This is a genomic window from Thiothrix unzii (assembly GCF_017901175.1).
Taxonomy (GTDB): Bacteria; Pseudomonadota; Gammaproteobacteria; order Thiotrichales; family Thiotrichaceae; genus Thiothrix; species Thiothrix unzii.
This window is the reverse complement of sequence record NZ_CP072793.1, coordinates 3,162,300-3,184,965: the sequence shown is the minus strand read 5'-3', so window position 1 is coordinate 3,184,965 and position 22,666 is coordinate 3,162,300. Positions and strand designations below refer to the sequence as shown.

Sequence of the window (22,666 nt, the reverse complement as noted above, 5' to 3'; positions counted from 1 at the left end):
ATGGTTGAATTCTAGGGGGACATAGAATGCTCGCTCTGCTCCACAGGTCGACAGATTCCACATGGTTGTAGTCGTGCAGGGGAGTGGGGGAGCCATTCTGATATACTATGAAGCCTTGGCATTTGTATACTTTTTATAATATTTATCAAGTAGAATCCCGATCTTACTTGGCTGAAAATAGGACAATCAGCAATGACTTGTTATTGGGGACTACTTGGTGCAGAAACAGTGGAAAGCACCAAACGTACACGTACTTTAGGGCTTGGTGCTGCTGTCCGTGCATTCAATGATCTTGCTGTACCCGGCATGGGGGGTGTTTGGTTTGGCAAACAATTATTTCTTGCCACACTTGGAGTCAGTGTTGCCGAGTATGTGCGAAGTCAAGGCAAGCCAGTAGATAACATTAGGGTTGCCAATGCAGTTGAAGCACTCGGATGCTGGCTAGCCTTGAATGAGACATGGGAAGCGGATTCCCGCCTGCGTGGTGTTACCAAATTAAGAAATAAAAACAAGGCAGACCTCAGTTTTTTCGTTGTTTCCAAATCTGGCTTTTATGTTTCCCAACCCATGCGGATGGCAACAGTTCAGGCATTACGAGCGTTAGGGTTTGTGGAGTCAAATGGGGAACGGTTCAACTCATTTGCGTGTACACATCATGGTCAAACATTTATAGACATAATTTGTGACGATTATCGTTCCCAGAAAACCCCAATTAAAGTTCTTGCCGAATGGATAAATGGGAATAAAAAGAATATCAATACTGCGGGTCTACTATCTGTTTTATCCCCCAAAACATCAATGCCGTTGAATGCCCGTGACTTCTTGCGAGAACGGCTCATCGCTGCCGATATAGATAGTTTTGGTGCGAATCGCCGCAAGGCTGCCTTAAACTGGATGGAACATTTGCTTGGTAGTCCGGGGCAAAAGCTAGATTGGCGATTAAAGCCACCGATGCTGGAGCAGTTGCATTGGGATGATTTACAATCCGGTGGAATGTTTTTTCTCACTCGTCAGGCTGCACTTAATGTATTAGACCAAGTGGAGTTGCAGATTGGCAATCAAGCAAAGCAACATCTAGATTTACGAAACGCTCTGCCTTCAGAAATTCAATCTGCGATTAAAGAACTAAAAAAACGAGCAACAGATTTTATCCATCTCAGTCATGATCCTTTCCCCAGCAAAATAGCCACCAGTTTTGTAAACGAATGCGTACAAGATGATGAAAAGATTATTACCACTCTTGTACAACGTGATGGTCGTGTATTGAAACAGCGAAACCATTTCATTGTACCCGGCATGGCATTCATTGGCTCAGATATAGCTCAACACTCCAACACCGTTGATGACCAAGAAGATTCAGGGATAGAAACAGATGTTTCATCTGATATGCAGTGGCCTGAGTGGCCAGAAGGAATTTCTTACCGAATGCGCAATCTGTTTCTATTAAATATTGATCTACATGGTCAGCTTGATCAGTGGTTAGTTGGCAATAAAAATACGGAGGATGAGTGATGAGTAAATTCTCTCCTCCTTCTTTGGTGCATCACTTTGAACCACCAGAGAATTTTATTGGAACTTTTGGTTGGTTGTGTGGCTACTCAGCCGATAGTGATTTTCTTAATAATGCATTAGAACGGTTCTCACGTCAGACTAATGCTCAACGTGCTTATAGTGGGCGTATCGTTTTAGCGATATTGCTAGATGCAGGTAATCCACAAATTTCGATGACTGCTGCACCGGGCTTGTTGCATCTGCCAATACGGAAAAACCCACCGTTTAAATTGTTACATGCCAAAGTTGCCATACTGGGATTTCAACATGAGTCTGAGCAATCACGATGGTGTATACGCTTGATTGTTTCCACTGGAAACTGGACAAAAAATACGCTTGAAGATAGTCTTGATCTAGCATGGCGAGTTGATGTTGACAGTCAAACCTTGACGGATATTCATAAAAATAAAGAAAGGCAACAAGCTTGTGTAGACGTTCATAAAGCATGGCAGATGATGGTTTGGCTGACAGAGTATTTTGATGATCGGCTGCTGCAATTGCGTACTAACATTGAAACTGAATCTTATAGAAAAAGGGTACAGGTCGAGAAATGGTTACAAAAAATCAGTGAGATTAAAACATCAGAATCATCCCGCTTCTTTGATAATCGCAGGCATTCCCTCTTAGCTCAGTTAGTTGGAAAGATTTCAGAGCTTGCTGATCCAAATATCCGTCGTAACTATCTTGCGATGGGGTCAGGTTTCTATGAAGCTAATAATAGTGCGGGTCTTCCTACTGTTCTTGGTAAAATCGTTGATTCACTTCAAGATGCGGACTTGTTAACTAACTCTGCTGAAATAGATGTTTTCATAAATCCATTAGATTGCCAGTGCATCGTTCATTCTATTGATGCAATAAAAGAACAGGGATGGAGTGTTAGAAAAGCAGGTCAACCGCCATTTCTAGGAAAACAAGAAAGATTTTTACATGCGAAATTTTTGTTTTCAGCTACTTATCGAAAAAATTCCCCGTATTGCAATAACGCATGGTTGTATCTGGGATCGGGCAATCTGACACTTCCTGGATTTGCACAAAAAACATCAGTATCAGGTGGAAATCTTGAAGCTGGGATTATCATTGCCCCGCAAAATTTCCAATGGGAAGGTAACAAAGAAACCTTGCCGCAGAACTTAATCACCAATGTTTTGCCTATGCAATGGAAGGACGACCTGAATTCAACCCCTGATAAGTTGAGTGCAGGAAATGGAATGCCAGAACGTGATACTCAATTTATTGCTGCTCCTGTAGCTTGCCTAGTTTGGTGTGAAAGTAATGGCATTGGAAAACTCAAAGTGCCGGATGAAGCTGGAAATTTAGACACAACTCCGTTTGATGTACTGTGCGTTTCCGGCACACCATGCGCGACAGATAATTCAGGCTACTTTAATTGGGTTGAAGCTAAACCTAGGCAAGTTACGGTTCGTTGGTTCAATGGTGATAGCGAGTTTCAAACTGAAGTTCCGGTGATGGATGAGCATGGTCGTTTTGCCGGTACTGCATTACCGCAATTGGAACTAGAAGATGCGTGGTGGCAATTGCTCAATTTCCCACAACCACCTGAAGATGAAGACTTGCCAACAGATACGGATGACACTGAATCTAACGTTATGCAATCAAACAATGTAATAGGGATGCCTGAATCAAACCAGTACCCAGCAAGAGTAATGATGCAGCTAATTGAAAATATAGCAGAAAAGCAAACAGCTATAGTGCAAGTTGACTGGCTTACATGGTGTAACCGACTGGAACAGACGCTGATACAAGCAAAAGACAGTATTGTTTTGTGTGCGTTTCGACAATTTTCCATCAATCCTCTTAGTCCATTATGGGAAAAGCCATTCCGTCCAGCTTATGCGGAAACCAACCTTAGTAGTGAAGGACAATCCTACGAGGAAATGCTTTTACGCTTGGAACAGGAATGGAATGTACAGAGCTATAAAAAATTGGGGGCAAGTAAACCATGAACCAATCCTTTCAGGGATGGCAACAAGTTGCCGAAATCCTGCGTTGTTCTGCTGCCAAACAAAAACAATTGTGTGAGCAAGGCAAAGAAACATGGTTGAACGATGGTCAACAGGCCAGCATCTTGGCTCTTGCGGATCGCATTACCAAAAATGGCGTAGTAATTGCTGATGAAGTTGGCATGGGAAAAACCCGTGTAGCAATTGAGTTGGCACATGCTGTTATTGAATGTAAGGGGCGCGTTGCTATTTTGATTCCCCCAGGCTTGGGTTATCAGTGGCAAGACGAACTACAAAAACGTGGCAGACCTAATACGAAGTCTGTACTAAGAAGCTTTTCGGCTTATCTCAAGGCATGGGAATCAGATGACCCACAAGAGCAAGCACCATGGTTTAATGAGGATATTGTTTTAGTCTCACACTCATTTACTAACTGGAGTTTAGGAAATACATCAAAAAGTTGGCGTTGGGCTTTACTTCCTCGGTTGTTTGCAGAATGGCGTAAGCGGCAAGATGGACGATTACCCCGTGGTTCTCTCAGTGAGAATTTATCAGATTCTTTGGTACGTAATGCAACAGCGAGTATTGTCAAAGAAATTTCTGAAGATGCTTCACATCCTGCTTTTCATTTATTAGATAACCTCTATAAAAATGATGCGTGGAATACTATGCCATTGCGCTCAGGAGATTTCTACCATAAGCATAAAGAGGGGCGTATCTGGCTGGAAAGAGCAGTAGGTATTGGTTTAGGTGTTTTTGATTTAGTGGTTATTGATGAAGCCCATAAAAGTCGTGCAGAAGATAGTGGTCTATCACGACTATTGAGTAATGTCATTCTACCAACTACCAGTACTCGGCGGGTTGCTTTGACTGCAACACCCGTAGAATTGCACTTAGCACAATGGAAGCAAACACTGCAACGTATCCAACTCGATATGGAACAGATGAACAACATTTATCCATCTATTGAAAACTATACCCATGCAGTTCAGTACCTTCAAAAAACTTGGCGCAGTAATGAAAAAACTCGTGAAGAGTACAAACAGGCTGCTAAACAGTTTCAATCCACCCTGTCACCTTTTCTATTGCGCCGAGATAAGCGTGAGGATAAAGCAGTCAAAAACTTTCAGGCATTAACGGGTTTGTCAGCCAGTGACTACCGTTGCCAACAAGAAATCCCAATTACAACGACCTCATTGTCTGCATCATGGAAACAAGCCATTTGCGCAGCCGAAGCATTATCTGTCGTTGCAAATCAGGCAGACGACCCTAAAGCGAAACGCTTAAGACTTACTCTTGGCAATGGACATGGAATTTCTTCCTTAATTGATCAATATCTGTGTGTAGAATCTGACAAACCCACACAAGGGGAAATAGAAAGTGATAACCAAAAATCAGTTGATGATGGAAAACGTCAGCAACGTATTGAATGGTGGTTATCTATTATTGGCAATGGCTTTGAAAAACAAGCATCAATTCATGACCACCCTGCTATTCTTACAACAGTTGAAGAAATTGAAAAGTACATTGAAAAAGGCGAAAAAGTACTGGTTTTTGGACGCTTTACTCAGCCGATGAGAGTATTGGTTAATCTGTTGAACGCGAGACAAATGTTACATCGACTACAAACCAATATGCATTGGCCACAGGCCACTATTCATCAGGATGAGGTAGCAGCAGTTCAAGCTGCATGTACTCAGTTGCAGCTTGATACTCGTTTTCCTACAATTGAAAGCATCAATCGTGAGCTGGATAAACAATACGATAAGGAACAACGTCGCTTAAAGTCATTTAGAAATCAGCTTATAAATACAATTAGGCAAGGCTTAGGGCAAAGCCCTACTCCTATGAGCAGAATACTGGATTCTATCCAAGATGATGACGATACATTGAGTTGGTTAAGCCGCGCCATGTACGAATTATTGAATAGAGACAAAAATCCATTGCCAAAATATTGCGCCACCACCTTCATTGAATTAATTAACGCCATTATGGATACAGACAATGCCGAGCATGATGAAGCACAGAAAGCTACGGTAGGTGCAAACAATGTTAATAATGATGCTAAATCACATGAAAAGAGCATTGATTTTTCAATAATCAAAAAACGGCTAGGTGATGAATATAATCACCAACTTGGCAGTTTTGCCCGATTTATGTATGGGGAAACCAAGCTAGAATCACGTAGAGTCATGCAAGTGGCTTTCAACCGTTTGCATAGTTTTCCAAAGGTCTTAGTTGCCCAATCCATGGTTGGTCGTGAAGGTTTAAATTTACACAAAGCATGTCGAGTTGTTATATTACTTCATCCCGAATGGAATCCCGGTATTGTTGAGCAGCAAATTGGTCGAGTTGACCGAGTTGGTAGCCATTGGGAAAATACGCTGCTGAGTGAAGGTCAAGCAAACGAAAAACCTGAACATTTTTCTCGGATTGAAATTCGCCCCGTCGTATTTCGTGGCACTTACGACGAACATAATTGGAAAATCTTACAGCAACGCTGGCATGATCTTAGGGCGCAGTTACATGGAATAGTCATAACTGCAAGTACTGAAGAACTTCGTGATACTGATTTGAAAACGATTTTTGATGATATTACAGCGAACACGCCAAACTTTTCACCAAGTTGTCACGAGCTGACTAAGTGACTTTTTTAAAATACTCGACACCTGCCACGCCTTCAAAATCGTTGTCTTGTGTCAGAACAACTGCATGATATTGGCGTGCGGTGGTGAGGATGATGCTATCTGCCATAGGCATTTTAAGTTCAGCAGAGAGTTTCGCTGCCATCAAGGCAAGTGACATATCCAAATCAATCACCTGCCCTTGTGACATGATCGCAACGGCTTGCAATGCAGCATCCTCACCGCGTTGCTGTAGCACCCGCTTGAATACTTCAAAAATACTGATCGCGGGAACAATCAACTGTTGGGTATCTTCAATAGCGGCTGCAAATTTATCGGCATTTGCGCCGTCAGCAAAATATTCCAACCAACCACACGAGTCCACGACATTCATACACGGTCAGTCTCGCGCTCGACGGTTGTGTTGATACCCTTTAAAAATCCGCGCAACTCTCTGGCTATTTTAAATGGAATCAACTCAATACGATTACCGTAACGTAGTACCTGTATTTTTTGTCCAACTTGAATTCCCATCGGCTCACGAATAGCACGAGGAATGACTACTTGGAATTTTGGAGAAATTGTCGCCATCTGCATACCAAATACTACCTTTTCGATAATGGATGGGGTTAGTGTAATACGTTAGCGTGGATAACGACAGACGCTTGGGTTTAGGTTGCAGCTAATTGCTCCAGTTCTTCCCAGCGTGCAAACGCCTGCTCGAACTCTGCTTCCCGCGCCGCTAATTCGTCTTGCTTGGCGGTAATTGCCGTGCTGCTTTGTTGATAGAACGTAGGCGTACCCATCGCATCTTGAATCGCGGCAATGGCGGCTTCCAATTGCTCCAAGCGGGCGGGTAATAAATCCAATTCGCGTTGATCTTTGAAGCTGAGCTTTTTGGGTTTATTGACGGGTTTGGCTGCGATTGGTGGTTTTTCCGCAGCTTTTGGCGATTTTTGCGTGGATTTTTCCGTAGGTAAGGTGGGGCGTTGCAACAGCCAGTCGTCGTAACCGCCAGCGTATTCGCCAATGGTGTCCTTGCCATCAAGAGAACGCTCAAACACGATGCTGCGCGTGACCACCGAGTTGAGGAAACTGCGGTCATGCGAAATCAGCAACAGTGTGCCTTGGTAATCAATCAGCAATTCTTCCAGCAATTCCAGCGTTTCGGCATCAAGGTCGTTGGTGGGTTCGTCCAGCACCAATAAATTCGAGGGTTGCGCAAATAAGCGTGCCAGCAACAAGCGATTGCGTTCCCCGCCAGACAGCACTTTAACCGGCTTTTGGATTTGTAATGGGGTAAACAGGAAGTCTTGCAGATAACTGATGATATGGCGTTTTTGACCGTTGACTTCCACAAAGTCAGAGCCAGAAACAATGTTATCCCGCAGGTTTTTTTCACCGTCGAACTGCGAGCGGTGTTGGTCGAAATACGCTACTTGCAGGCGCGTTCCCACGTTAACCGTGCCAGAGGTGGGTTGTAATTGCTCCAGCAACAGTTTGATCAAGGTGGTTTTACCAACCCCGTTGGGGCCGATAATGCCGATTTTGTCGCCACGTAATACCGTGGTGCTGAAATCGTTGATCAACAGGGTGTCTGCCCAACCGTAACTGAGGTGAGTGGCTTCCAGCACGATTTTACCGGAAGCGTCGGCTTGCCCTATCTGCGCTTGCACTTTGCCTTGGAGGTTGCGGCGTTGCTGGAATTCATTGCGCATCGCTTCTAAGCGGCGTACTCGGCCTTCATTACGGGTGCGGCGGGCTTTGACACCTTGGCGAATCCACGCTTCTTCATCCGCTAAACGTTTATCAAACAGCGCGGCTTGTTGGGCTTCGGCTTCGAGCGCGGCTTGTTTGCGTTCTTGGTATTGCTGAAAGGTGCCAGCCCAACTGGTGAGCTTGCCGCGATCCAGTTCGATAATGCGTGTCGCGAGTTTTTGCACGAAAGCGCGGTCATGCGACACAAATAACAGGGTGCTTTTGAAACTCAGCAGGAAGTTTTCCAGCCATTCAATCGCAGGAATATCCAAGTGGTTGGTTGGTTCGTCCAGCAGTAACAGGTCGGGTTCGGAAACCAAGGCGCGTGCCAGTAAAGCGCGGCGTTTCCAACCACCGGAGAGGCTTTCAAAGCGCGTATCCGGGTCAAGTTGTAAGCGCGATAGCACCGTGTCAACTTTCCATTGCACCTGCCATTCGTCTTCGGGGTGCAAGTCGGTTAAACCTTGCGCTACGACCTCGAAGACGCTGGCTTCCATGCCGTGCGGTACGTCTTGTTGCAGCCGCGCGATTTTGACATCGGGGGAATGCAATACGTCACCGTCGTCGGGAATCACTTCGCCGCAGAGCAATTTCATCAGGGTGGATTTGCCCGTGCCATTACGCCCGACCAAACATAAGCGTTCGCCCGCGTCGATTTGCAGGTCAATACTGTCGAAAAGGCGATTGTCGCCGTTTTCGAGGTGAATATTTCGTAAGTTTAAAAGTGCCATAGGCGCGGATTATCGCAGTCAATCGTGCAATTGACCAGAACGCTGGATGGCGGATAATGCCTTTACTTTAGTTAACCCCTCGGAAAACGCATTGAATAACGCCGCGCCCACGCCGGATCACTGGTTGCACACCTTGCAAACCCTGAGTAAAAACTTAGGCTTTAATGCTGTGGGGGTGAGTGGTATTGCGTTGGAGGCAGCGGAACAGCGGTTGCTGGACTGGTTGGATCAAGGTTATCACGGCGATATGGCGTGGATGGCAAGCCACGGCACGAAACGCAGCCGCCCGGCAGAACTAGTAGCGGGAACGTTGAGTGTCATCAGTGTGCGCATGGATTATTTCCCGCCGGATACCGTGGATGCGGTAATGCTGCTGAATCACCCGGAACGGGCTTACATTTCGCGTTATGCCTTGGGGCGCGATTATCACAAGCTGTTGCGGCAACGTTTAGAAAAGTTGGCACAACAATTACAACCGCTGTTGGGGCAGTTTAATTACCGGGTGTTTACCGACAGCGCACCGGTATTGGAAAAGCCGTTAGCAGTTAACGCGGGGTTGGGGTGGATGGGGAAGCACACCAATATCCTGAGTCGCGAGGCGGGGTCGTGGTTTTTTCTAGGGGAGATTTACACCGATTTGCCGTTGCCGGAAACCGGAGCGGTCACGGAGCATTGTGGGCAATGTCAGGCGTGCATCACGGTTTGCCCGACACAGGCGATTATTGCGCCGTATGAGCTGGATGCGCGGCGGTGCATTTCCTATTTGACCATCGAGCATCAGGGTAGTATTCCGCTGGAGTTGCGCCCGTTATTGGGTAATCGGATTTACGGTTGTGACGATTGCCAGTTGATTTGCCCTTGGAATCGTTTTGCGCAGACTTCGCCAGAAGCAGATTTTGCCGCACGCCACGGCCTAGACAGTGCGCGGTTGGGGGAATTGTTGCAATGGACGCAAGCGGAGTTTTTACAGCGTTTTGAAGGTTCACCGATTCGGCGGATTGGTTATGCGCGTTGGTCACGCAATCTGGCGGTGGCTTTGGGTAATAGCCCTGCGAGTGCGGCAACCTTGGCGTTATTGCTGCAACGGCGGGGTGATTGCGGTGATGAGATGGTGTTGGAGCATCTGGATTGGGCGATTGCGCAACAGCAAAAGGTGTAAAAATTAACCGGTCATCATTATTTTTTATCCTCTTATCCGCCTCCTCCACCGTTTATCAAGCTAGTGCTGCACATGCGCCGCGTTTTCTGTAACGATACGTTCCATAGACAAACCCAAACCCGAACGACACCATGAAAACGATAAAAAACAGTGTGTTACTCTGGGCTGTTGCCCTACTTCCTTTAGCTGGTTGCACCAGTGTGCAAAGCCATCCGCTGTACAGTGCTTGGCAGGCGCAAGCCTACGGTATGTACGGAATGCAGCCTAATGCTGTGGGTGTAACTCGTGCACCACTGACATACATGCCACAACAAGGTTATATTAGCCCTGTTGTTACCGTATCCGCCCCGATGTCTGGAGGCGAGCGACGCTACGTTGCTGCACATTACGGTTTAAACTGATTATCTGTTTGTTAGCCCCTGGAACCCTAAGTGGGTTCCAACAATGACACGAAGGTCTTAGCCCTTCCTTTGTGTCCTTTTAGCCAGACCCGGTTTTTGGGTCTGGCTTTTTTTCGTTGTACACTGCTGCGTTATTGTGACTACCAACGAGTATCTTCATGGACATTGGCGCACTGCGGCGGGAATACACCCAAGCGGATTTAAGTCGGGCTACCTTAGCAGCTAACCCTTTTGAACAATTTCACCAGTGGTTTCAGCAGGCGATTGCCGCCGAAGTGCTGGAGCCGAATGCCATGCAAATAGCCACCGTGGCAGCCAATGGCAAACCCACATTACGCACCGTTCTGCTAAAATCCTACGACGAGAATGGCTTCGTGTTTTTCACCAATTACCACAGTCAAAAAGCCCAGCAGATCAGTGAAAATCCGCAGGTTGCGTTGTTGTTGTTTTGGAAAGAACTCGAACGTCAGGTGGAAATTACCGGACGCGCGGAAAAAGTGTCCACACTGGAATCGTTACGCTATTTTATCAGTCGTCCGCGCGGCAGCCAGTTAGGGGCGTGGGTATCGGCGCAAAGTTCGATCATTACCTCGCGCACCTTGTTGGAAATTAAGCTGGATGAAATGAAGCGTAAATTCAGTGCTGGTGAAATTCCTTTGCCGGATTTTTGGGGTGGATACCGGATCGTGCCGGAAACCGTGGAATTTTGGCAGGGGCGTTCGAGTCGTTTGCATGACCGTTTTGAATACCGGCGGCAGTCAGCGGATTGGGAAGTAGTACGGCTTGCACCTTAGTAATACACACTGCAATGCTAGGAAAAAGCTGGCAGAACGCAGCCGCTACAGGTATCTTGGTGATAAACGACAAAACGGCTCAGTTTTGGGAGGAAGTGTACGATGGGTGTGAGTAAGTGGTTGCTGTTGATGAGTTTGTTGTCATTGAGTGCCTGTAAGTGGGATGTGCCGGTATTGGGCAGCGAAGCTTTGCCCGAAGGCGTAAAGACGGAAATAGTCGAATTCCAGCGCAATGGCGGTGCTCAATGCCCCGGCAATCCGGGCGTGACTGCTGAAAATATGCAGTGTGCGAGTGTTAAAGTGAGTTATCCCAAGGTGTTGGGTGAGGCAAATCCTGCTGCGGTCGATGCGATTAATCAGTTTGTTTTAAGCCAATTGGTCGAATTCAGTGATGAACAAGGCAAGCAAGCCACGTCGCTGGAAGAATTAGCGTCGATGTTTATTGCGGATTACCAAAAAACACCCAGCCCCCTGAGTAGTTGGGAATTGGAACGCACGGTCACAGTGGTGTTTGGTGCAGGTCATTTGATCACCTTGAATTTCACTGAAAACGGTTATACCGGTGGTGCGCATCCGTTCGGCGGGCAGCGTTATTTTGTGTTTGATACCACGACTGGCAAACAAGTGACGTTGGCGGATTTACTGACACCGGGTTATGAAAGTGCGTTAAATGTCGCGGCTGAAAAAGCTTTCCGTGAAGCACGCAATATTGCCCCGGATGCCAATCTTGAAACCGAAGGTTTTTGGTTTGAAAACAATGTGTTTAGTGTGAATACCAACTTTGGGTTGCAGGCGGATGGTATGGTGTTTGCGTTTAACCCTTACGAAGTGGCTCCTTACGTGATGGGGCCTACCGAATTTACCGTGCCTTATGAAGATATTAGCGATGTGATTGGTGCGGATAGCCTCTTAGCGGCGTTGCGTTAGGTGATGAGGGTGTGTCATGCAATACGTGCGTGACCCGGAGCGCATCTGGGCACAAAATCTCGAAAAAATTCGTGAACTCACCGATCTGTCCGGTTTTACCGCTGAACAGCAGGAAGTGGTGATTCCGATGGTGTACGCCTACGGTGAACCGCAGTTGGCGCAGCACATCCGCTTTAGTGCCAATTTGATTAATACCGCTGGGAAAGCCCTCAAAAAACGCAAAAATCTGTTGTATGACGAAGATCTAATCCGTTATGCCTTGGATGTCAGTCGTTTATCCCAAGAACCCATGCATTTTCTCCATAAAGCTTCGGTGGTATCTCATGCCAAAGCCAACCGCCAAACTCGCGCAATGAGTGCGGTAGAATGCTGGAAGCCCTATATGTCAGGCGGTATTGTGTTGATTGGACAATCGGCTACCGCCTTGTTTCGTCTGTTGGAAATATTAAAAGAAGGTGTGCCACCGCCTGCCTTAGTGATTGCCGCGCCGCATGGTTTTGTGCAAGCGACAGCAGCCAAGCAATGGTTGTGGGATTTACATCAGGAATTAGGGGTGGAATGCCTTGTTGTCGATGGAATGCGTGGTGGCAGTGCGCTAGTGGCGGCGGCAATGAATGCTTTATTGGCTATGCACCAACCCAGCCAGCCGTGTGAGTGATCATGGCAGAAACGCTGCGTTTTATTGATACCCACTGTCATTTCGACGAGCCAGATTTTGATGTCGATCGCACCGCACTCACCCAGCAAATGCAAACCCTTGGCGTAACTGATTTGGTATTCCCGGCAGTCAAAGCCGCCGCATGGGGGCGTTTACAGGCAGTATGTGCAAGTCTTCCCGGTTTTCATGCTAGTTACGGTTTACACCCGGTTTATCTTAACGAACATCGCCCTGAGCACGTTTTGAGCTTGCCGAGGTGGTTACAGCAAGGCAATCCAGTAGCGGTGGGCGAATGCGGGCTGGATTTTTTCTTACCGCATTTGGATGTGGCGGCGCAGGAGGCGTTGTTTGTGGCGCATTTGCGTTTAGCGCGTGAATTCGATTTGCCGTTGATAATACACGCACGGCGTTCGGTGGATGCCATCGTTAAGTGTGTTCGGCGTTTTCCGGGGGTAGCGGGCGTGATTCACAGCTTTGCCGGGAGTCAACAGCAGGCGGATAGTCTGATTCGCTTAGGGTTTTATTTAGGTGTCGGCGGCACATGCACCTATCCACGAGCTAATCGTTTACGCACTATCCTTGCCAATGTGCCGCTAGAACACCTGTTGTTGGAAACCGACGCACCTGATCAACCGGACAGCGCGTGGCGTGGGCAGCGTAATGATCCGACACGCTTGCCGGTGATTGCTGCTACCCTTGCTGAGCTACGCGGTGATACCATCGCCCACATTGCTCATGTAACCACTGATAACGCAACTCGGCTGTTTCGACTATGAAATACTTTTTCCCAATACTCATGGCTTTGCTAATTTTGTCTGGTGTGACCTTAGTGGTAACGCCATTTGTAGCTGAATGGTTGTTGCCCGCCTCGTCCAATGGCTTTCGCCAAGCTAAACCTGACGAGGTAAAGCAAGCACTAGCGAGCTGGTTTGGTACTAAGGCTGAAGCTTTTGGGGAAAGTTACGGGGTGAATCAGGCTTCTGCGCAAGGCACGACGGCGTGGTTTACTTTCAGCGTAGCGCGTGAGCCTGTTACCAGTTTCATTCTCAAAAACCGTTTGCAGCAACAGGATTTAACCCCGGAACGTTTGCAAAGTTTGTTCTTGATGCAAACGCCGCCCGTAGCTTGGTGGCAACCCGCCTCATTGCAGCGCGAAACCTGTTTTGTGGGTACGGAAGAAGGGCGGCAGTTGAGTTTGATTTATCATGCCGAGCAACAGCGGGGCTTTTTAGTGGTGCGTACCCAGCAAAAGACCAACGATTTTTAGCTAACCGCTACGCCTGAGTGTATTTTTGCTGGAATAATAATCTGGCATTTTGCACCCACTCCTCAAACGGTGGCGGCGACTCCAGTCCTAAAATGCGCTGCGTTTGGGTAAAATCATCACGGGTAAATTCTGCTACCTGTCGGTAAGTCATAATGCCCAACGCCTGTAATTTACCAGCTAACGACGAATTAATGCCCTGAATGCATGTGAGATCGTCTTTGGTTTCAGGTGTTAGCGCGGTGGTGGTGGACAATACGTCCAAGGTCATTGGTGTGGGCAGCGTTTGCTTGAGGCTAGCCAATTCCACTTTTCTTTGTTGCAACTGCCCGCGAAACTGTTGAATCGTTTGCTCTTGTTGGTGCAGTTTTTCCAGCAATGCCTCGTATTGACGCCGCACATTTTCTAACGCTTTGCGATTTTCCAAAAATTCGCCGTAATCGGTTTCGGTTGATACAGTGCTAATTTTACGCAATGCGCTGTCCATTTGGCGTAATTGCGTGCGCAAGGCAGCGTTATCGCGGGTGGCATCCTCGTAATTACGTCGTAAGCCCGCTAATTCATTACGGCAATTGGTGGCGATAGTGGCGTGAATGGTTCGCGCACCCCACCAACCCAAAGCGATTCCTGCAACCGTGGCGACTAACAGGAAAAGAGCAGTTTGCATCACGAGGTATCCCATCGGTTATTCTCTGAAAACGGTGATTTCGATACGTCGATTTTGGGCGCGACCTTCCTCAGTATCATTGCTTGCAAGCGGACGTGCCGAGCCATAGCCTTGAGCTTTGACTTGTGTGGCATTAACGCCTTGTGACAAGAGGTAATTGCGCACTACATCAGCGCGGGCTTGAGTGACAGCCATATTGCCTAGCGCGGTGCTTTGGCTGTCGGTATGGGCGGAAACTTCCACCGTGAGATCTGGGTTTTTGCGTAAATGCGCCACGACTTCTTGCAAGGTTTGCAAAGCTGCCTCATCCAATTCGGCTTTGGCGTAGGCAAATTGAATCGCGCTCAGGTCGATTTGCTCGATTTCATGCTGTTTACTGGGGGTGTATAACTCACCACTGGCAATCGCGGGTGTTTCCAGTACATTGTTGGTATCGGGCACAGTAGCTGCTGTGATTAGTAGTTGTTTGTTGACATCGCGCACCCCGTAAACGTCGCGGCTAATGGCTAACATCCGATCAGCTTCTGCATCACTGCTGACAGTGCCAGTCAACACGCCGTCACGTCCGCTAAATTGAACATTATCAGCAGAAAAACCTGCTTGCACTAACGCTTGGCGGGTGCGTTGCAATAAGTCGGTTTCAATATTGGTTTGCTGCGACAACACAGCCACCAGGGTCAGTGTTGCTACCGACAGCGTAACCATGACAGCGAGCATGGGCGCGATTGGCTGTTGAGCTTGTGTTGTATCGACCATCTGAAACTCCATCTTTCGTTGCATAATCCATGAATATAGACCAACGAGGTGTTTATAGAGGTTAAGAACTGTCGATGATAACTGCGAGAGGTACAGGGATAGAGGGGCTTAATCGGCAGATGAACTGGATAAGTCGCTGCTTTTTAGGTAGAAATTGAAATGGGTGAAAAGCAAATGGGCTGCACTCGGCAGCCCATAAAAAATAATTTTAAGCAATAAAGGAAAGGATTTCCCCGGCTTCTTGTTGCTGGCGTGAGCCACCTTCAACAATAACTTCGCGCAAAATTTCAGCCGCAGCCTCAGGTTCACGCAGATCAAGGTAGGCACGCGCAATATCCAGTTTCAGTTCTGCATCCGGGCTTTCGGGAATCATTACCGCTGGTATTTCGGGTTCCGTCACGGGCATGGCTACGCTGCTGACCGGCGGTGTGCTGGTGTCAGAATAACTAACCGGTTCACTGGGTTTGGGCGCAGGTACTAAGGGTACGGGTTTGGGTGGTGCGATAACGGTTTTAACACGCGGCTCTTCACGGTTGCGTTTCAGCATCCACAGCAACGGTAACATCAGCAGTGTGAGTAAGCCTAGCAATGCCCAAGGCAACCAGTTGCTACCAGATGATTTCTTTTCAGCAACCGACACCGAAGCGTGAGCTTGTTGTAAGTCGTTATTCAGTAAATCATTTTGACGTTTGAGTTCGTCCAATTGGGTTTTCAGCCCAGTCGTTGCCGTGGTGCTTTCTTCTAAGGCTTGTTTGGCGGCAGTTAATTGGTTTTTAAGCTCGGTATTTTCTGTTTGTAAGGTTGCAACGTCAGTCTTCAGCGTGGCTAAGGCATCCGTTTCCGTGCCGCTGCTGGGGGTTGCAGCGGTTGTTGTGGCTGATCCCGCCAGTTTACTTTCTAAATCTTTAACTTTATCGGCGAGTTGGGTTAATTCCGCTTCTTTGGCTTGTTTGCTTTCTTCGTAGTTTTTAACCATATCCTGCAAGGCGGCATTTTCTTCCTCCAGCAGTTTCAGGGTTTCTTCCATCTCTTTACGTTCGGCTTCGAGGGCTTCTAAACGTTGCAGAGTGGCTTTATCCACGCTGGCATTAGCTGCTGTTGCAGGTGGTGCGGGTGGTTTGAGGTCGGGGATGCTACTGGCTTCGGGTAAAGTCAGGGTTTTGCCAACAATCAGCCGATTGATATTCGTACCGACGAAGGCATCAGGATTGGCTTTAAGAATAGCCTGCATAATCGCATTACGATTGCCATAGCCCGGATACTGTTTGGCGACAACAATCCCTAGGGTATCGTTGGGCTTGATTTCCCACGTTTTTTCTTCGGCACTGGCTATTCCCGGCAGGGATAAGCTCAGTGCTACCAAAGAACTGAGTAACGCGAGGCGGACGGTATGGCGATTTGTTTTCATGGCTAGTTAACCAGTGTATCCATCAGGTCAATCATAAATTCGGTGTCTTCTTGCCCCTGCAATTCCCAGCCTTGTAAGCCCATGCTATCCAGCACGCCTTGGGCTTTAGGATTTTCCGTCATGGCGGGTAGCAGGTGGCGCAAATCCTGATGATGCGTTTGTAAGCGTGGCCCCGCCAATAAAACATGACGGATGACATAAATTTCACTACGAACTAACTCACGTAGCTGGTTGCTCACCATGCCGGAGAATCCGTTAAAAGCCTCTTTCAGGAAGAAACCAACGTCAGCTTTGCCGCGTAGTAATTGCCCTGCTACCAGTGCATAAGTACTGACGGTATTCACCTCGACATTGGCATGGGAAAGATCAGCAGGCTCCAACATGATCATGGAAATCAGATTCACATCCGGGTCATCGGTGGTCGCAATGCGGATGCCGGGTTGTAAATCTTCGACGTGCCGCACCGGGGAATCCGCTGCCACAGCAATAACTGCCTCATCTGATTTACTCAACGGCGCGGCGATTGCCACAAAGCCTTGTTCACGCACCAGCATCGCAGCATCAAACGGGTTGGCGTAAATCAAATCAATTTCTTGATTGAGTATTGCCGTGCGCTGGCTGGCAAAGTCAGGGTAGAGTTCCAAATGGATGTGTTCACCCAATTGGCGTTGTAGCCAAGTATTAAAGATGTACCAACCAGCAATTTTTGCGGGTGGGAAATCCGGGCTAACGGTCATTACATAGCGCATTCCCGTTTACTCCTCAGCCTGTTTCATTTGTGCGTAAAGTGCGATGCATGACTCCACTTTAGCGCGGGAAGGTTTACGCCGTACCGACGTTAAACCCACTGGTTGACCATCACGCATATTGAGAATAATGGTGGCGTATACCCAGTAGTAGCGCCCGTCTTTGCGTAAATTTTTTACGTAACCGTGCCATTTGATGCCCTTCCCAGCAGTCTCCCATGCATCCTGAAACGCCGCTCTCGGCATGTCAGGATGCCGCAGGATATAGTGCGGTTGACCAATCAATTCGGCTTCGGTATAGCCCGACATGTCTACGAAGGCTTGATTGCAATGGGTAATGGTTCCTTGCAAATCCGTGCGAGAAACAATTAACTTGCCTTCAGGAAACGGTACTTCCTCGTCTTTGACGAGTACGTACCGCGAAGAGCCATCGTAGTAGTGCTGCAAGTGCCGGACGTAAGGCTCCTGCACCTGCTGAATGGTCATGTCTTCCATTGCCGCTCCCTCTCGTTCCGTTATCCGATCAAGGCGGATACGGAATCATCTTTTGTACTGCTTAGATGATTTTTCCAATGTTTTCCGCCGCGCGTTTTACATCCAAGAAAATCAGTCCCAGACGTGCGTTGGGTTTGGCTAATACCGTTACCACGGCTTCTTTACCTGCGTGTGTCATCAGGATGTAGCCACGTGCACCTTTGATCAGTACTTGTTCTAATGCACCACGTGCCAGTTCTTCAGCGGTGCGATCACCGAGTGACAACATCGCGGCACTCATTGCGCCTACGCGGTCTTCATCCATACCACCGGGCAGTAAAGAAGCCATCATCAGGCCATCAGTGGACAGTACCGCAGAGGCTTCGATGTCCGCAGAGGAACCATTCAAATCACTCAGGATTGAGTTAAGCATTTCAGAGCGCATGTCGTTTTTTCTCCTTTGTGTTCATCAAACAGGTATTTCAGTCTTGCCGTAACGCATTTCTAATGCCCAGACCAAGCGTTTAAAGCCGGGTTGGTTGAATTGTGGAATGCCACCAATAATCAACGTGAAGCGGTTTTGCCCAATGTATAATGGCCAAAAACCGACCTCGCTATTGCCACTTGCATCAACTAATCCCCACGCCCGTTGACGGTAGCCGAGATTGCCTTGCAAGAGTTCTTTGTGACGTGCGTAAACAGCGGTCAAGTTGGCACTGAGTGCCGCCAGTTCTTCGGCTGCTTCATGGGTATAACCCGCACTACCAAGGTATAAGCCACGACTTTCCGCGAGGATTGCCTTGCCTTCATCCGACATGGTACGCAGCAGTTGGGGCAGCAAGCGTTCCAAGGTTTCGTGCGGTGCTCTTTCGCTGTGTTCTAAACCGAGAATCAGTCCCGCTTCTTGTAACCAGTGAACGAATTCGAGGGCACGTTTCTTTTTGTAGCCACTCAATTCGCAGGCAACCCCAACGTTGAACAGCGGCGTTTCCGCTTCTTGCATCAAACGGTGCAAGAAATCGCGCCCCGGTTCGTCAGCTTTGTCCTGTACGGCGTAATACGTGCCACCCGGCGTAATACCCAAATACAGATTTTCGGTGAGTATGTACTCGCTCATCAGTTTGTCACTCCAGGATCCAGTGAAAACAGCAGAGCCTGAATCAACATGGTGACATCCTTGTGACTGCGTGCATCGACTTCAAAGATCGGTGCTTGCAATGAGAGCGATTCCAGACACTGCCGGTACTCAGCTAAACCCGGTTTACGTAACAAATCCATACGGGTTACACCGACTACCATTTGCTGCTTTTCGATAAAATCACGGAATGCGTTCGTGTAAAAACGCATATCCTGAAAAGGGTCTTTGCGGGTATTGTCCAGCATCAACACCAGACCGATTCCACCTTTAGTGAGAATATCCCACATAAAGTCGAAACGTTCCTGACCGGGTGTGCCGTATAAGTGCACCCGTTCGTTATCACTCAAGCGTATCAGGCCATAGTCCATCGCCACCGTCGTTTGTGGCTTGCGGCTTTTGGTCATATCCGAAGCGTATTCGTCCGTGGTAATCGGCTTTATATCGCTGATGGAGGAAATCGCGGTGGTCTTGCCCGCCCCGACCGGCCCGGTAAAAATAATTTTGCGGTTGATCATGCTCATAAAGCTATTTTGCGCCTCCTCCCAACAGACGCTTCAACAGGCGTGAGAATAGGCCACGGCTTTCCTTAGGCTTCTCTTTTTCGCGACTCTTGAGTTTTGTCTGATCCAATTCAAACAGGTTAAGTGTGTTCGCCGCCGTATAGAATGAAAATACGTAGCGTTGCGGTATATTGAGTGCTTTGGCAATGTCCAAAGGCGTGCTGGGACGTTGGTTCCATAAAGCTGCAATGCGCATAACTTGCGGGAACTGTTCGATGCGAGTCAGGTTTGGCCAATACTTAAGAGCAATACGCTGATTGATGTCAACATGACGGCTGAGTCGTCCTTGAGCAGTCAGTAGGCTAGTTACCCACAGGAAAGCTTCCATATCCAATAGGTTAGCAGCATCCTCACGGATTTGCGCTTCGTGTGTTGAAACTTCGGTGCTGCTGAGTATATGTAGCGCAACTTGTCCGGTTTGCACCGGGTTATTACACAGCATCGCAAACGCATCAGAGCGGGTATCCAGTGTGCAATAAACTTGATGTGTTTCCGGCATGAGTAAAGCGTGACCGCCGCCGGGTAACTTGAGTTCAACGTGCTGATTGGATTGCCGCGCCAAGCGCACAGCTTCTTGCACGTTCGTCAGCAAGTAGTTTTCCGGGGTAAATAAAATGGCTTCCATATGCCAATCGGTGGTGTCGTGTATATCGTCACGTTCACCACAAAGTTCACGCCAGCGTTGTTCGGTAATTTCGGGAGAGACGCTATCCACAACCGGACGCGCAATTTCTTCCATTGAAATTTCATGTTCGGCAGGGTCAAAAACGACTTCCGGCGTAGGTATTTCAGGCGTAATGAGTGGAGTGACAGGTACTTCGTCGTCCTCATCATCCAGATCCAGCACCACGGTACGCGGTTTATAGATCGTGCGTTTCGCAACACCAAACGGTTGTGGAAACTGACTGTCAAGTTTCGGCGGTGGAGGGGTATTTACCTCTTCCTGCGCCGGACTCGATGGGCGTAATGCTGGAGTTTCGGGGGCTGATTGTGGCGTAGTCAGCAATTGCTGCACGCGGCCTACCGCTTCCGTGAGTGCTCTTGAGGTGAGGGGTTTGGCAATCCAGATGGTGTTTGGTAATTCTACCGGGTGTACCGAAAGGATAATGCCGGGTTTGCCATTGGGTGCGTGCTGCGCCCATTCTTCGTGTGCGCCAACGTGATCGTAATCTACGATCAAAGCCTTGGCATCACCGATAGCCACAGTTTTAAATAAGTTACGACCAGCACCTGCGAAGAAAAACTCTAAAATTGCCCGGTTGTGTGGGCTAATGCTTAAAAGAGCAACCTTCAGTGGGTCTGTTTTAGCATGTGTCAGCATAGATCCAGCCTGTTTCTCATTTTTTTACCAACTCTCGGATTCTTGCTGTTTCTCCAACCATACGGGGGAGAGGTCGCGTCCTGCTTCCTGTAGATGCTTGATCATGGCATCTAATCTTTCCTTATCACGGGTGTATTGATAAATACTCACCAACTCCTGCTCCATTGCCTCGTCTGTATTCCCTGACTGTATTTCGGCTTCCAGTAATTCGCGTGCCGTATCAATTTGCCCGTATTCAAGACATGCCACCACTTCTGCCATGACATCAGTATATTGCGCCGTTTCCTGACTACGTTCAATGTGCAACAGGCTTGCTGTCGGTGCTTCCTGACCGGAGGCTAACAACGATCCCATGCGCCATTTCATCGTCTCACCCGCGAATGCGCTACCTTGTTCCAGCCATGCGCTGAAAAAGTTGGTATCGTCGGCGTTAAGTTGACTTTTGGTGAGTTCTAATAGGTGCGCACGTAATTGCTGCCCTGCATTACCCAGCGCGATAAAAATATCTTGTAGGCTTCCCGCTAGGCGGTCTTGTAACGACTCACCTTGTGCCAGCAAGATGCGTTGCGTATGCGCTCGCAAATCTTGTGGGTAACGCCGAATGTGGTGCGATAAAAATCCCCACGCGCGTTCCGGCGTGCCGTATTGATCAAGCCTTAACCCTTTTTCATTGGCCAAGGTGAATACCAGTGGTAATTCAGGAGGAGCTTGTGTGTTTCCCCCGCGTAGCAACTTTTCAAGCATAGTTCGGAACCGTAAAAAGTACTCGTTCTTTATAGCCGAATTTTCTGTGTCTAACAGAAGTTTTTTTGATCATAGTCTATAAATAAGTGCGGAAAATCTTTTTCGGATGAAAGGTATCGCACCCTAGTTGCCTGATACTGCTAGAATATTACGTTGTAAGAATGCGCAGGGAATTGCCGATGTTTTACTTAGTCTCTCAAATTGCGTTGATTTTAGCCGTTGCCGTGCTGGCAGGCTTGGGTGTGGGTTGGTGGGTGCGTGGTTTGTTACCAACGGGCGGACGTTTGTCGGCTAAAACCTTACCGGATGACCCATTTGATGCCCGTTTTCGTTTGGAACAATGCCATCGTGATAACTCCGCATTGCGCCGTGATTTAAAAGAAGCGGAAGCGCAAGTGGAAAAGCTGCAAGGCCGTTTGGAGAATGCGGAAACCTCCGATGGTGACGTGCAAGAACGTCTGGAAACTGCCGAAATCCGAGTGCAGGCACTGATGGAAGATTTGCAGTTACGTGATGATACCGTGGCAGCGTTAGAACAAGAGTTGTTATTGTTACGTTCCAAGGCATGATGTTTTGTTGGAGTCCTGCTACTATCGTTGAGACAAACGAATCCTTACTGACTTGCCAACAAGGTATACCATGTCCAGCAAAAACTCTTCTTCCGCTTCAGTGCTTGAGCATAGCGTTGAAATCGTTGGCGATATTTCGTTCAACGGTAATCTTTACCTGCAAGGGCGCGTGAACGGTAATGTGGTAGCCCCGGTGGATTCCACCGCAACGTTATACGTACAAGAAGGCAGTGAAATTGTCGGTGAGTTGCGTGCGCCCACGATTGTCGTTGCCGGTAAAATTGCAGGCGATGTGTTTGTTTCCCGCCACATTTCGCTTAAAGCGAGCGCGAATGTTGTCGGTAATATTCACTACACTGAGCTGCAAATTGAGGAAGGGGCGAGCGTGAATGGCACGCTCACTCGCTTGAGTGCGGCTGACTAAGTTTACCCCTATATTACGATTAGCTAAAAAA

25 protein-coding genes are annotated in these 22,666 nt (G+C 48.0%); 12 read left to right on the top strand and 13 right to left on the bottom strand.

The features are described 5' to 3' along the window. Nucleotides 1-192 precede the first annotated feature (192 nt). Genes J9260_RS15965 through J9260_RS15955 form a run of 3 tightly spaced genes read left to right on the top strand, consistent with a single transcriptional unit; the run spans nt 193 to nt 6,160 of the window. The gene (locus tag J9260_RS15965; RefSeq protein WP_210218705.1) at nt 193-1,512 is read left to right on the top strand and encodes a hypothetical protein; all 1,320 of its coding nucleotides are present in this window, start codon (nt 193-195) and stop codon (nt 1,510-1,512) included. Next, the gene (locus tag J9260_RS15960) at nt 1,512-3,515 is read left to right on the top strand and encodes a phospholipase D-like domain-containing protein (protein ID WP_210218704.1); all 2,004 of its coding nucleotides are present in this window, start codon (nt 1,512-1,514) and stop codon (nt 3,513-3,515) included. Before J9260_RS15965 ends, J9260_RS15960 begins: the two co-directional genes overlap by 1 nt. Continuing rightward, the gene (locus tag J9260_RS15955; RefSeq protein WP_210218703.1) at nt 3,512-6,160 is read left to right on the top strand and encodes a helicase-related protein; all 2,649 of its coding nucleotides are present in this window, start codon (nt 3,512-3,514) and stop codon (nt 6,158-6,160) included. Before J9260_RS15960 ends, J9260_RS15955 begins: the two co-directional genes overlap by 4 nt. On the opposite strand, the gene J9260_RS15950 is transcribed toward J9260_RS15955, so the two are convergent. The 3 genes from J9260_RS15950 to J9260_RS15940 form a co-directional block, all read right to left on the bottom strand. Then, nucleotides 6,153-6,530, bottom strand: a complete 378-nt coding sequence (locus tag J9260_RS15950) for a type II toxin-antitoxin system VapC family toxin (RefSeq protein WP_210218702.1) — start codon at nt 6,528-6,530, stop codon at nt 6,153-6,155. The two genes, J9260_RS15955 and J9260_RS15950, sit on opposite strands and share 8 nt — an antisense overlap. Continuing rightward, nucleotides 6,527-6,733, bottom strand: a complete 207-nt coding sequence (locus J9260_RS15945; RefSeq protein ID WP_210218701.1) for an AbrB/MazE/SpoVT family DNA-binding domain-containing protein — start codon at nt 6,731-6,733, stop codon at nt 6,527-6,529. Before J9260_RS15945 ends, J9260_RS15950 begins: the two co-directional genes overlap by 4 nt. Nucleotides 6,734-6,807: 74 nt before the next feature. Further along, complete coding sequence (locus J9260_RS15940; RefSeq protein ID WP_210218700.1) at nt 6,808-8,625, bottom strand: ATP-binding cassette domain-containing protein; 1,818 nt, start codon at nt 8,623-8,625, stop codon at nt 6,808-6,810. A gap of 46 nt (nt 8,626-8,671) precedes the next feature. On the opposite strand from J9260_RS15940, the gene queG reads away from it, so the two are divergent. The 7 genes from queG (at nt 8,672) to J9260_RS15905 (ending at nt 13,831) form a co-directional block, all read left to right on the top strand. Continuing rightward, nucleotides 8,672-9,784 (top strand): tRNA epoxyqueuosine(34) reductase QueG, encoded by a 1,113-nt coding sequence (queG, locus tag J9260_RS15935; protein ID WP_210218699.1) that lies wholly within the window; start codon nt 8,672-8,674, stop codon nt 9,782-9,784. A gap of 131 nt (nt 9,785-9,915) precedes the next feature. Beyond that, nucleotides 9,916-10,185, top strand: coding sequence for a hypothetical protein (locus J9260_RS15930; protein ID WP_210218698.1), 270 nt, complete (start codon nt 9,916-9,918; stop codon nt 10,183-10,185). Between the two features lie 158 nt (nt 10,186-10,343). After that, a complete protein-coding gene (gene pdxH, locus J9260_RS15925) occupies nt 10,344-10,979 on the top strand; it encodes a pyridoxamine 5'-phosphate oxidase (RefSeq protein WP_210218697.1) in 636 nt (211 codons plus the stop codon). A 102-nt stretch (nt 10,980-11,081) separates the two neighbouring features. Then, a complete protein-coding gene (locus J9260_RS15920) occupies nt 11,082-11,906 on the top strand; it encodes a DUF3298 and DUF4163 domain-containing protein (protein WP_210218696.1) in 825 nt (274 codons plus the stop codon). A 16-nt stretch (nt 11,907-11,922) separates the two neighbouring features. Beyond that, nucleotides 11,923-12,564: a precorrin-8X methylmutase gene (locus J9260_RS15915; RefSeq protein WP_210218695.1), complete on the top strand. Its 642-nt coding sequence runs from the start codon at nt 11,923-11,925 to the stop codon at nt 12,562-12,564. Nucleotides 12,565-12,566: 2 nt separating this feature from the next. Beyond that, a complete protein-coding gene (locus J9260_RS15910; RefSeq protein ID WP_246499484.1) occupies nt 12,567-13,340 on the top strand; it encodes a TatD family hydrolase in 774 nt (257 codons plus the stop codon). Further along, complete coding sequence (locus J9260_RS15905) at nt 13,337-13,831, top strand: hypothetical protein (RefSeq protein WP_210218694.1); 495 nt, start codon at nt 13,337-13,339, stop codon at nt 13,829-13,831. The genes J9260_RS15910 and J9260_RS15905 overlap by 4 nt, the downstream gene beginning before the upstream one ends. 7 nt (nt 13,832-13,838) lie before the next feature. On the opposite strand, the gene J9260_RS15900 is transcribed toward J9260_RS15905, so the two are convergent. The 10 genes from J9260_RS15900 to J9260_RS15855 all read right to left on the bottom strand — a co-directional run bounded on the left by J9260_RS15900 (nt 13,839) and on the right by J9260_RS15855 (nt 21,642). Next, on the bottom strand, nt 13,839-14,495 hold the full coding sequence (locus J9260_RS15900) for a hypothetical protein (RefSeq protein ID WP_210218693.1): 657 nt from the start codon (nt 14,493-14,495) through the stop codon (nt 13,839-13,841). An 18-nt stretch (nt 14,496-14,513) separates the two neighbouring features. Next, nucleotides 14,514-15,251 carry an OmpA family protein gene (locus J9260_RS15895; RefSeq protein ID WP_210218692.1) on the bottom strand — a complete coding sequence of 246 codons (738 nt, stop codon included), beginning with the start codon at nt 15,249-15,251 and terminating at the stop codon, nt 14,514-14,516. Between the two features lie 208 nt (nt 15,252-15,459). After that, the gene (locus J9260_RS15890) at nt 15,460-16,659 is read right to left on the bottom strand and encodes a FimV/HubP family polar landmark protein (RefSeq protein WP_210218691.1); all 1,200 of its coding nucleotides are present in this window, start codon (nt 16,657-16,659) and stop codon (nt 15,460-15,462) included. Nucleotides 16,660-16,661: 2 nt separating this feature from the next. After that, entirely contained in the window at nt 16,662-17,408 is a 747-nt protein-coding gene (locus J9260_RS15885) for a phosphate/phosphite/phosphonate ABC transporter substrate-binding protein (RefSeq protein ID WP_210218690.1), read from the bottom strand. Between the two features lie 6 nt (nt 17,409-17,414). Further along, complete coding sequence (locus J9260_RS15880; RefSeq protein WP_210218689.1) at nt 17,415-17,900, bottom strand: PAS domain-containing protein; 486 nt, start codon at nt 17,898-17,900, stop codon at nt 17,415-17,417. A 61-nt stretch (nt 17,901-17,961) separates the two neighbouring features. Further along, a complete protein-coding gene (locus tag J9260_RS15875; RefSeq protein WP_210218688.1) occupies nt 17,962-18,324 on the bottom strand; it encodes a roadblock/LC7 domain-containing protein in 363 nt (120 codons plus the stop codon). 24 nt (nt 18,325-18,348) lie between these two features. Then, entirely contained in the window at nt 18,349-18,996 is a 648-nt protein-coding gene (locus tag J9260_RS15870; protein WP_210218687.1) for a hypothetical protein, read from the bottom strand. Further along, nucleotides 18,996-19,538: a GTP-binding protein gene (locus J9260_RS15865; RefSeq protein WP_210218686.1), complete on the bottom strand. Its 543-nt coding sequence runs from the start codon at nt 19,536-19,538 to the stop codon at nt 18,996-18,998. Before J9260_RS15865 ends, J9260_RS15870 begins: the two co-directional genes overlap by 1 nt. Nucleotides 19,539-19,542: 4 nt before the next feature. Continuing rightward, the gene (locus J9260_RS15860; RefSeq protein WP_210218685.1) at nt 19,543-20,898 is read right to left on the bottom strand and encodes a hypothetical protein; all 1,356 of its coding nucleotides are present in this window, start codon (nt 20,896-20,898) and stop codon (nt 19,543-19,545) included. Between the two features lie 24 nt (nt 20,899-20,922). Next, nucleotides 20,923-21,642, bottom strand: a complete 720-nt coding sequence (locus J9260_RS15855) for a type IV pilus assembly protein FimV (protein ID WP_210218684.1) — start codon at nt 21,640-21,642, stop codon at nt 20,923-20,925. A 179-nt stretch (nt 21,643-21,821) separates the two neighbouring features. Between J9260_RS15855 and J9260_RS15850 the strand changes: the two genes are divergently transcribed. Both J9260_RS15850 and J9260_RS15845 read left to right on the top strand, forming a co-directional pair. Further along, nucleotides 21,822-22,211, top strand: coding sequence for an AtpZ/AtpI family protein (locus J9260_RS15850; RefSeq protein WP_210218683.1), 390 nt, complete (start codon nt 21,822-21,824; stop codon nt 22,209-22,211). Between the two features lie 70 nt (nt 22,212-22,281). Continuing rightward, the gene (locus J9260_RS15845; protein WP_210218682.1) at nt 22,282-22,635 is read left to right on the top strand and encodes a bactofilin family protein; all 354 of its coding nucleotides are present in this window, start codon (nt 22,282-22,284) and stop codon (nt 22,633-22,635) included. Nucleotides 22,636-22,666 lie beyond the last annotated feature (31 nt).

What these genes read in the sequence shown, in the direction of transcription:
- J9260_RS15965 (WP_210218705.1), top strand. Translation starts at nt 193, where the DNA reads ATGACTTGTTATTGGGGACTACTTGGTGCAGAAACAGTGGAAAGCACC.
- J9260_RS15960 (WP_210218704.1), top strand. Translation starts at nt 1,512, where the DNA reads ATGAGTAAATTCTCTCCTCCTTCTTTGGTGCATCACTTTGAACCACCA.
- J9260_RS15955 (WP_210218703.1), top strand. Translation starts at nt 3,512, where the DNA reads ATGAACCAATCCTTTCAGGGATGGCAACAAGTTGCCGAAATCCTGCGT.
- J9260_RS15950 (WP_210218702.1), bottom strand. Translation starts at nt 6,530, where the DNA reads ATGAATGTCGTGGACTCGTGTGGTTGGTTGGAATATTTTGCTGACGGC.
- J9260_RS15945 (WP_210218701.1), bottom strand. Translation starts at nt 6,733, where the DNA reads ATGCAGATGGCGACAATTTCTCCAAAATTCCAAGTAGTCATTCCTCGT.
- J9260_RS15940 (WP_210218700.1), bottom strand. Translation starts at nt 8,625, where the DNA reads ATGGCACTTTTAAACTTACGAAATATTCACCTCGAAAACGGCGACAAT.
- queG (WP_210218699.1), top strand. Translation starts at nt 8,672, where the DNA reads ATGGCGGATAATGCCTTTACTTTAGTTAACCCCTCGGAAAACGCATTG.
- J9260_RS15930 (WP_210218698.1), top strand. Translation starts at nt 9,916, where the DNA reads ATGAAAACGATAAAAAACAGTGTGTTACTCTGGGCTGTTGCCCTACTT.
- pdxH (WP_210218697.1), top strand. Translation starts at nt 10,344, where the DNA reads ATGGACATTGGCGCACTGCGGCGGGAATACACCCAAGCGGATTTAAGT.
- J9260_RS15920 (WP_210218696.1), top strand. Translation starts at nt 11,082, where the DNA reads ATGGGTGTGAGTAAGTGGTTGCTGTTGATGAGTTTGTTGTCATTGAGT.
- J9260_RS15915 (WP_210218695.1), top strand. Translation starts at nt 11,923, where the DNA reads ATGCAATACGTGCGTGACCCGGAGCGCATCTGGGCACAAAATCTCGAA.
- J9260_RS15910 (WP_246499484.1), top strand. Translation starts at nt 12,567, where the DNA reads ATGGCAGAAACGCTGCGTTTTATTGATACCCACTGTCATTTCGACGAG.
- J9260_RS15905 (WP_210218694.1), top strand. Translation starts at nt 13,337, where the DNA reads ATGAAATACTTTTTCCCAATACTCATGGCTTTGCTAATTTTGTCTGGT.
- J9260_RS15900 (WP_210218693.1), bottom strand. Translation starts at nt 14,495, where the DNA reads ATGCAAACTGCTCTTTTCCTGTTAGTCGCCACGGTTGCAGGAATCGCT.
- J9260_RS15895 (WP_210218692.1), bottom strand. Translation starts at nt 15,251, where the DNA reads ATGGTCGATACAACACAAGCTCAACAGCCAATCGCGCCCATGCTCGCT.
- J9260_RS15890 (WP_210218691.1), bottom strand. Translation starts at nt 16,659, where the DNA reads ATGAAAACAAATCGCCATACCGTCCGCCTCGCGTTACTCAGTTCTTTG.
- J9260_RS15885 (WP_210218690.1), bottom strand. Translation starts at nt 17,408, where the DNA reads ATGCGCTATGTAATGACCGTTAGCCCGGATTTCCCACCCGCAAAAATT.
- J9260_RS15880 (WP_210218689.1), bottom strand. Translation starts at nt 17,900, where the DNA reads ATGGAAGACATGACCATTCAGCAGGTGCAGGAGCCTTACGTCCGGCAC.
- J9260_RS15875 (WP_210218688.1), bottom strand. Translation starts at nt 18,324, where the DNA reads ATGCGCTCTGAAATGCTTAACTCAATCCTGAGTGATTTGAATGGTTCC.
- J9260_RS15870 (WP_210218687.1), bottom strand. Translation starts at nt 18,996, where the DNA reads ATGAGCGAGTACATACTCACCGAAAATCTGTATTTGGGTATTACGCCG.
- J9260_RS15865 (WP_210218686.1), bottom strand. Translation starts at nt 19,538, where the DNA reads ATGAGCATGATCAACCGCAAAATTATTTTTACCGGGCCGGTCGGGGCG.
- J9260_RS15860 (WP_210218685.1), bottom strand. Translation starts at nt 20,898, where the DNA reads ATGCTGACACATGCTAAAACAGACCCACTGAAGGTTGCTCTTTTAAGC.
- J9260_RS15855 (WP_210218684.1), bottom strand. Translation starts at nt 21,642, where the DNA reads ATGCTTGAAAAGTTGCTACGCGGGGGAAACACACAAGCTCCTCCTGAA.
- J9260_RS15850 (WP_210218683.1), top strand. Translation starts at nt 21,822, where the DNA reads ATGTTTTACTTAGTCTCTCAAATTGCGTTGATTTTAGCCGTTGCCGTG.
- J9260_RS15845 (WP_210218682.1), top strand. Translation starts at nt 22,282, where the DNA reads ATGTCCAGCAAAAACTCTTCTTCCGCTTCAGTGCTTGAGCATAGCGTT.